5 protein-coding genes and 3 pseudogenes are annotated in these 7,712 nt (G+C 68.2%); 4 read left to right on the top strand and 4 right to left on the bottom strand.

Annotated elements, in window-relative coordinates:
- Both EP26_RS28595 and EP26_RS28590 read left to right on the top strand, forming a co-directional pair.
- On the top strand, positions 1–278 hold a 278-nt coding region (locus EP26_RS28595), incomplete at its 5' end, for a transposase (protein WP_211259601.1).
- 63 nt (positions 279–341) lie between these two features.
- Positions 342–845 (top strand): annotated as a pseudogene (locus tag EP26_RS28590) (transposase); the annotation flags it as partial.
- A 92-nt stretch (positions 846–937) separates the two neighbouring features.
- Here EP26_RS28590 and EP26_RS28585 read toward each other — a convergent pair.
- Together EP26_RS28585 and EP26_RS34035 are read right to left on the bottom strand one after the other, a co-directional pair.
- A pseudogene (locus EP26_RS28585) lies at positions 938–1,657 on the bottom strand (DDE-type integrase/transposase/recombinase); the annotation flags it as partial.
- A gap of 445 nt (positions 1,658–2,102) precedes the next feature.
- On the bottom strand, positions 2,103–2,411 hold the full coding sequence (locus tag EP26_RS34035; protein ID WP_084113099.1) for a transposase: 309 nt from the start codon (positions 2,409–2,411) through the stop codon (positions 2,103–2,105).
- Positions 2,412–2,727: 316 nt separating this feature from the next.
- Between EP26_RS34035 and EP26_RS28575 the strand changes: the two genes are divergently transcribed.
- A complete protein-coding gene (locus tag EP26_RS28575; protein WP_043344398.1) occupies positions 2,728–3,909 on the top strand; it encodes a glycosyltransferase family 4 protein in 1,182 nt (393 codons plus the stop codon).
- A gap of 10 nt (positions 3,910–3,919) precedes the next feature.
- A complete protein-coding gene (locus EP26_RS28570) occupies positions 3,920–5,059 on the top strand; it encodes a glycosyltransferase (protein ID WP_052389813.1) in 1,140 nt (379 codons plus the stop codon).
- 324 nt (positions 5,060–5,383) lie between these two features.
- Here the strand turns inward: EP26_RS28570 and EP26_RS28565 are convergent, their stop codons facing one another.
- Positions 5,384–6,091: a transposase gene (locus EP26_RS28565; protein WP_211259600.1), complete on the bottom strand. Its 708-nt coding sequence runs from the start codon at positions 6,089–6,091 to the stop codon at positions 5,384–5,386.
- Positions 6,092–6,530: 439 nt separating this feature from the next.
- Positions 6,531–7,622, bottom strand: a pseudogene (locus EP26_RS34025) (IS630 family transposase).
- Between the last annotated feature and the right edge of the window lie 90 nt (positions 7,623–7,712).

Below are 7,712 nucleotides of genomic sequence, written 5' to 3'. Positions count from 1 at the left end.
TGGCCGACAGCCTCGAGGAGGCCGGCGAGGCGCTGTTCGCCTTTACCCGGCTGCCCTCGAGCCAGTGGAAGTCGGCGCGGACGACCAACGCCATCGAGCGGCTGCATGAAGAGTTCAGGCGCCGCATCAAGACGCAGACCGTGCTGCCCTCGGCCGAGACAGCGGCCATGCTGTTCTGGGCCTTGCTCGCGTCAGGTCAGATCAGCATGCGCAAGGTTGACGGTTGGCAGAGCCTCGGTCAGCCGTCCGCCAAAAGCATGATTGACCTCGCCGCCTGACGCGATACCGTCATCGCGCCGGAGACAGCGTGGCCATTTCCAACACACCCCGCGACGGCACCTCTCGTCGCCTACCTCGGCCTGAACCCGAGCGTCCACCAGTCCGGCGATGGCCCGGTCCGGCACGGGCGGATCACGAAGCAGGGCCGCGGCCAGGCACGCGGCATGCTCGTCGAGGCGGCCTGGGCTGCGGCGCGCGCCCCTGGTCCGCTCCGGGCCTTTTTCCTGCGGATCGCAGCCCGCCGCGGTCAGCACGTGGCCGCGGTCGCGAGCGCGAGGAAAATCGCAGTCGTCGTCTGGCACATGCTGCGGGACGGCAAGAACTACACCTGGGGCAGGCCAGCACTGCACGCGAAGAAGCTGCGCGACCTGCAGCTCCGGGCGGGACACCCCTCACGTTGCGGCCAGCGTGGCGCCGCACACGCCTACAACAAGGCCGGGACACGCGAAACGGAACGACGCGGAGCGGCCGAAGGCGAGGCCGCCTACGAGCGCCTCACCAAAGGCTGGCAGCCAAGGGGGCTGCGACGGGCGCGCATGGATGCCGCAACGGAGGAGCGACGATAGGCTGCGCGGTGGGGCTCTCACCGCCAAGCCCCGCTCTTCGCCACGCGGTCACCCATGCGCTGGAGAAAAGTAGCACAGGACGCAGAAAGGGGCTGTTCAAACTCATCCGTGGTCTGGGGCGAGTAGGGCCTGGTATGGCGGTACTCGGCGCCGAGCACGGCGCAGACCCTGGCGAAAGCGGGGCTGAAGCAACTGCCGTTGTCGGTCAGCACATGGGTGAGGCGGAAGGGGAAGGCAGCAGCCGCTTCGCGGAGAAAGGCGATGGCGGTAGTGGTCGTCTCGTCGTCCTTGACCGCGAGGTGGACAGCGCGTGAGCAGCGATCGATGGCGACATAGAGGTAACGCTTGCGGCGCTCGCCATCGGCGGTTTGCAGCTTTGGCAGGTGTTTGATGTCGATGTGGACGAAGCCGAGATCGTAGTCCCGGAACTGGTCCTCGCCGCGCTTTGGCCGCGCCGAGGGCGGCGGTGGCCGCCGGCTGAGCCCCTCGGCGCGGAGAATGTTCCAGACACTGTCGCGGTTGAGGTGAGGCAGGAAGTGAGTGACAGCGAAGGTGAGGTCGTCGAGGGCGAAGTTGGTGGACTGCCGCAGCGCGCAGACCACGGCGCGCTCCTCCTCGGTCGCCTTCCAGGGCAGCTTGTGGGGCTTGGCCGAGTGGTCGAGGCAGTCCTCTGGTCCGCGCTTGCGCCACTTGCGGTTGGTCTCAGTACTGACGCCAAAACGCTTGGCAAGGGTGCCGGCACTCTCCTTCGAGCGGGCGATCTCGGCGCGGACGGCGGGTGTGGTGCGAGCGTTGGGATGGATCTGCAGCATGGCCTATCTCCGGCGTACGGCAGCAGCAGTAAGGCTCTTGAAAAGGTAGGCGTAGGTTACGATGGCCAGCCCGACCGGGTCCCAACAATGTTCCGCAACCTGACAACTAAAGGGCCAAACACCCGACCAGGTCGTCGCTGAACGCCTCAAGGCCCGACGCAAGCTCGCGCGCGGCGAGCCGGAAGGCCGGGCGGCACCAGCTGATATCGCCTACGCACGTGACATCGTCGAAGCCGCCAAGGACGTCTCACAATCAGACATGGCGCGGGGCGCCTTCCGGCGGCTTGGCTTTGCGGTCGCGCTTGATGGTTTAGCGGCCGTCGCGGTCGACCTGGCGCGTCCGCGCCTTCGACCACCCTGCGAGCGTGCCGCCGTCGCGCAGCTTTGCTTTCTCCTCACTGGTCAGCCGCGGGCGCCAGGCTTCCACCACCGTGGCATCGACGATCTAACCGCCCATGACGAGGAAGCCTCGCTCCGCGAGTATCGCGTCGAAGCGCGCGAACGGCCTGGCCAGGACGCTCACGCGAGTCAGCTGCTCACGGTAGAGGCAGATCGTCTTGGCATCCGGCAGGGCGTCATGCAGCGCCAGGCCCGCGAAGCGCATGAAGCTTAGCTGGTCGCGCAGCTGGTACTCGGTCTGGTCGTCCGACGATGTGTAGAGCACCTGCAGCACGAGGACGCGGAACATCAGCACCGCGTTCCACGGCGGGCGCCCGCCCCGCTTCCGGTCGCCCTGCGGCAGGACGGCCCCCAACTCGCTCGGAACGCCTCGAAGTCCATCACCGCCCGCTGCCGTTGCAGCGAGTCACCCGGGGCCGACAGCCACCGCAGCCGTTCCTCCGCGTCGAAGAACCCAGGCTGTCCCGCCATGCCTCGCCCCCGCCGTCACCAGCGGCAGCGAATCAGTTCAGCCCGCGTCGGGGCAAGCGGTTTTTCGAGGTATCCGGGCGACTTGACAGGCACAGTTTGGGACGCGGCGACTTGCTCCTCAGGTCATTTTGCGGCACTCATTGCGGTTCTCGGGCGTCGTACCATGCCGGATGCGATGTTGCCGGGCAGGGGGCAGGCGCGTGAGGATCCTCTACAGCCATCGCATACAGTCGCGAGACGGGCAGAGCGTGCACCTGGAGGCGCTTGTCGGCGCGCTCGCCGCCCAGGGTCACGAAGTCCTCGTCGTCGGCCCCGCCAGCTTCGAGACCGCCTCTCTCGGTGATGAGAACCGCCTTGTCACCCTCATGCGCCGCTGGCTTCCACGCTTCGCGGCCGAGTTAGCCGAGTTCGCCTACAGCCTGCCTGCCTATCTCCGCATTACTCGCGCTGCGCAGGAGTTCAGGCCAGACGTGATTTACGAGCGCTACAACCTCTTTTTCCTCTCAGGCGCCCTGTTTGCTCGTCGATTCGGCTTGCCCTTCCTGGTTGAGGTGAACTCCCCTTTGGCCGAGGAGCGGAGCCACTTCGGCGGCCTGCATCTCAAGGCGCTCGCGCGCTGGAGCGAGGCCTTCGTTTGGCGCCGTGCCGACCGCGTGCTGCCGGTCACCGCCGTGCTCGGTGCGCATGTTGCCGCCGCAGGCGTTCCGCAGGAGCGGATCGAGGTCATCCCGAATGGAATTCACCTTGAGGAATTTTCCGCCCCCGGCCCGGCGCTCGGAGTGAAAGATACCCTCACCCTCGGCTTCGTCGGCTTCGTGCGCGAGTGGCACGGTCTGGATGCCGTGGTGCGCGCCATCGCCGCTTGGCGCGGCACGCCACGGCTCGGACTGCTGGTGGTGGGCGAGGGGCCGGCGCGACCGGGGTTGGAGAAGCTCGCCGCCGAGCTCGGCCTAAGCGACCGTGTGCGCTTCACCGGCCTGGTAGGGCGCGAGGCGATCCCTGGCTTGGTCGAGGGCTTCGACATCGCACTGCAGCCGGCGGCGGTACCCTACGCCTCGCCGCTAAAAGTTTTTGAGTACATGGCGGCGGGCCGTGCCATCGTGGCGCCTGACCAGCCCAACCTGCGCGAAGTTCTAGTGCATGATTGCACCGCGCTGCTTTTCGACCCCACGCGCGAGGGCACTATGTGGGAGGCAGTGCTGCGGCTTGCCACCGATGCAACGCTGCGCGCACGGCTCGGCGCCGCCGCGCGCGAGGAGGTGGTGCGGCGCGACCTCACCTGGGAGGGCAATGCGCGCCGCGTCACAGCCCTGGCCGAGGCATTGCTGGCAGGGCGCACGCGGTCTGGTACTGTGTCTGCGAACCGAGCGCTGGTCGGCTGAGGAACCCTGCATGCGTACCGAGACCGTGTTGCCGCCCAGTACGGTTCCTCTGCTGCTACATGTCTTCCCGAGCTTCGCGGTGGGCGGTGCGCAGGTACGCTTCGCCGCGCTCGCCAACCGTTACGGGCCGCGCTGGCGCCACGCCATCGTGGCGCTCGACGGACAAACTGGCTGTGCCGAGCGGCTGGGCGCTGAGGTACGCTTCACCCTACTGCCAGGACCGGAGACGGCCGGGCTCGACCCGCTACGGACCGCTTGGTGGATCCGCAGCCTGCTGCGCCGGCTGCGTCCAAATGTGCTGGTGACGAGCAACTGGGGCAGCATCGAATGGGCCTTGGCCAACCTAGTGCCGCCGCGCCTGCGGCACCTTCATACTGAGGACGGCTTCGGCCCCGACGAAGCGAAGGGCCAGCTGCCACGCCGGGTGCTGACGCGCCGCTTGGCGCTGCGCTGGAGCGAGGTGGCACTGCCCTCAAACCTGCTTCTGCGCGTGGCGCGCGAGGCTTGGCATCTGCCGGAAGCGCGCCTGCACCACATCCCGAACGGACTCGACCTGCACCGCTTCCGTCCTGATGGGCCGCGCGCCAACCTTCCGGTGCCGGGGAAGGGTCCAGTAATCGGTACAGTGGCGGCGCTTCGGGCAGAGAAGAACCTCAGCCGGCTGCTCCGCGCGGCGGCAATCCTGCACGGGGAGGGGCTGGCGTTGCGGCTCCTGGTCATCGGCGACGGGCCGGAGCGTGCGAAGCTTGAGGCGCTGGCGGGCGAGCTTGGCCTGCGCGACTGCACACTGTTCGCCGGGCACGTACCGGATCCGGCCGCGGCGTACCGGGCGATGGATCTCTTCGCGCTGTGCTCCGACACGGAGCAGATGCCCTTTTCCGTCTTGGAAGCGATGGCAAGCGGCTTGCCTGTCGCCTCTACTGAGGTGGGCGATGTGAAGGCCATGGTCGCACCCGAAGGGCAGGCGCATATCGCCGCGCTGACGGATGCTGCGCTGGCTGCGGCGCTGCGGCCGCTGCTTGCCGACCGGGCACTCCGGGTGCGGCTCGGCGAGGCGAACCGCGGCAAGGCTTTGTGCGACTACGATCAGGAGGTGATGTTCGCTCGTTATGCGGCGCTAATCGACGGCCGGCCAGCCGGCCCCGGCTGATAACCTGCCCCGGTGGGGTAGAAACCCGCCGCCTTTCCACGTGCGCCAGCGGCGAACAAACCACCGCAGGATGTCGGCCGGATCGGCCGCTTGGTCGGTGCACAGAAAAGCCTGCGGCTCCCTCTGGCCATTCGGGTCTCGCACCAGCACCCAGCGGATCGCCACCCGCCGGCCGGGGTGGTGCCAGAGCGCGGTGCCGGAGGCGATGTCGAGCCGGCGCGTGCTGCGGCCATACCAACCCTCGATGGTGACCCGGCGCCAGGACGTGCGTCGATTGTGTAGGAGCTCGGACAAACTGGGCAGCCGCGCACCCGTGGCTGGAGATCACCCTCGCTGCCGCGACCGGCGCGGCGGCGGCGGTTCGCACAGGCAGGCGTCGAGGCGCAGACGGGTGACCACGGTCAAGTGCGGCGCGAGAGCGCGCAGCAAGGCGATGGCCGAGAAGCTGCTGCCGGCCACCGCGACAACGCGCCAACCCGGCAGCCAGCGGGCAACCTGCAGCAGCGCCTGCCGGCCCCAATCCGTGAGCGTCTTGTGCGGCTTGCCCAGCGCGGCCACGTAGCGCTCGGAGGGCGCCAACACGGTCAGGAAGGGTAGACTCCAGACGCAGCCGGCCCAGGGCACGGGTGCCAGCAGCATGACGCATAGCCAACGTCGTCCACTGGCCTTCACGAAGTGCCCATGGCTGGAGCGGACTGGATCGCGGTAGATCCCTTTCGCGGCGATGCACCCACCGCGCCGGCGTTCGATGATGTCGTCGAGCCCGACCACCACCGGGCCGGCCGGCACGAAGGCGGCAACCAACAGCAGCAGGAGCCGATGCGCCAGGGCCCGCGAGCACCAGTGCCCGTGGCTCAACACACGATGGTAGACGGCAAAGCCGGCCACCTCGCCGAGCCCCATGACCCGTAGGGCAGCGGCAACGGTCCGCCGGCCCGGCGCCAGCAGAGCACCACAGACCAGCACGAGCACGTGACGCCAAATCGCGGCGGTGAAGTGGCATCGGAAGGGCTGCATCCAGCCGTCCAGCACCGCGGGACCAGCGTTCGGTATCATGGCACATCGCCTCCGCCCGAGCCCCCGCAGCGCAGAACGCGGCAGAAGGCAGGAGGAAGGCTCATGGCCAGCACCCCAGATGACCTGCGCGCCCGGATCGAGGCCTACCCCTGGCCAGCCGGGCGCGGTGGCATTGAGATGGTGCGTGCCAACAAGGGCTACACGCTCCACAGCCTGCGCACCGGCGGACCTGTCGCCCGGCTGCGTCCAACCGGCCAGGGTGACAAAGTTCAGGTTCTCTGGTGGCGCCGTGAGGCCTGGAGCAACCCGGGCCCATTCAGCCGCGGGTCATGCCGCTCAAGGACGCTCTCGCGTTCATCGCTGCCGAGGGCTTCTTCTGGATCCATGCATCATGACGAGCTCGTCACAGCATGTGCAAACTGAAGATCAGAGACTTGGTATCATACGCCTGGCCTCATTGAGTGACCTGTGCCCATGGTCGTGATGCGATGGCGGTGATGCGTTCGGGCTGACTGGTGAACCAATTCCAGGTCTCGGTGCATGCGTCGAGGATGTCGTCGTAGGTCTCGTAGACGCGGTTGGCGAGCTTGTTGGAGCGTAGGTAGGCCCAGACATTCTCCACTGGGTTCAGCTCCGGCGCGTAGGGTGGCAAACGGAGCGGGGTGACGTTGGCGGGCACGCGCAACTTGCCGCCGGTCTGGTGCCAACCCGCGCCGTCCATGACGACAACCGCATGAGCACCTCGCGCAACCTGGCTGCTGATCTCGGCGAGGTCGAGGGACATGGTGTGGGCATTGGCGGCCGGCAGCACGAGGCCGGCGCCAATGCCGCGGGCCGGGCAGACCGCACCGAAGAGGTAGGCCGAGGCATAGCGGCGATCCTTCGGCGCGGTCGGGCGCGAGCCGCGCTCCGCCCAGATGCGCGTCAGCGTGCCCTGCTGGCCAACCCTGGCCTCATCTTGCCACCAGATTTCAAGCGGCTTGTCGCGCGCCTTGGGTGACAGGGCGGCGGTTACCAGGGCGGCGAAGTCGGCCTGAAAGACGCTTGTGCCGCAGCGTCATGACCGGGGTGACGCGGCCGCACAACCAAGCGGCGGAAGCCGAGGCGGCGCAGCACATGACCGACGCTCCGCTCGGCCAGCACAACGCCGAACCGCTCGGCAATGGCGCGCGCCAGATCAGCTCGGCGCCAGCGCACCACCCCGTCCCTTGTCGGGTCGGGGCCGCGGCGCACCCACTCGGCTACCTCCACCTCCTGATCGGACGACAGACGCCGCTTCGGCCCGGTCTCGCCCACCCGGGCTCGCAGACCCGCCAAGCCCTCGGCGTTGTAGCGATGCACCCAATCGCGCAGCGTCTGCCGCCTTGATCCGCTCTGCGGCTCAAGCCCACGCCGCACGGGCTGCGTCCGTCCGCGACTGCCCCTCCAGCACCAGCGCCAAGGCCAACATCCGCCGCGACGCCGCCGCATCCCGTTCGCGTCCTGCTGCCCGACGCAGCCCCATCGCGTCCAAATCCGTCCGGCTGATCGCCACTGCCGCTACCATCGCCATCTCCGCTCACCCGCAAAGGCAGCGAAGCACCTTCTCAGCCATATGGGACATCACCTACGAGTCAGCGATCTCGGCCGGGCGTAT

It is taken from the genome of Belnapia moabensis DSM 16746, assembly GCF_000745835.1.
GTDB classification, from domain to species: Bacteria; Pseudomonadota; Alphaproteobacteria; order Acetobacterales; family Acetobacteraceae; genus Belnapia; species Belnapia moabensis.
This window is presented reverse-complemented; position numbering and strand designations above follow the sequence as displayed.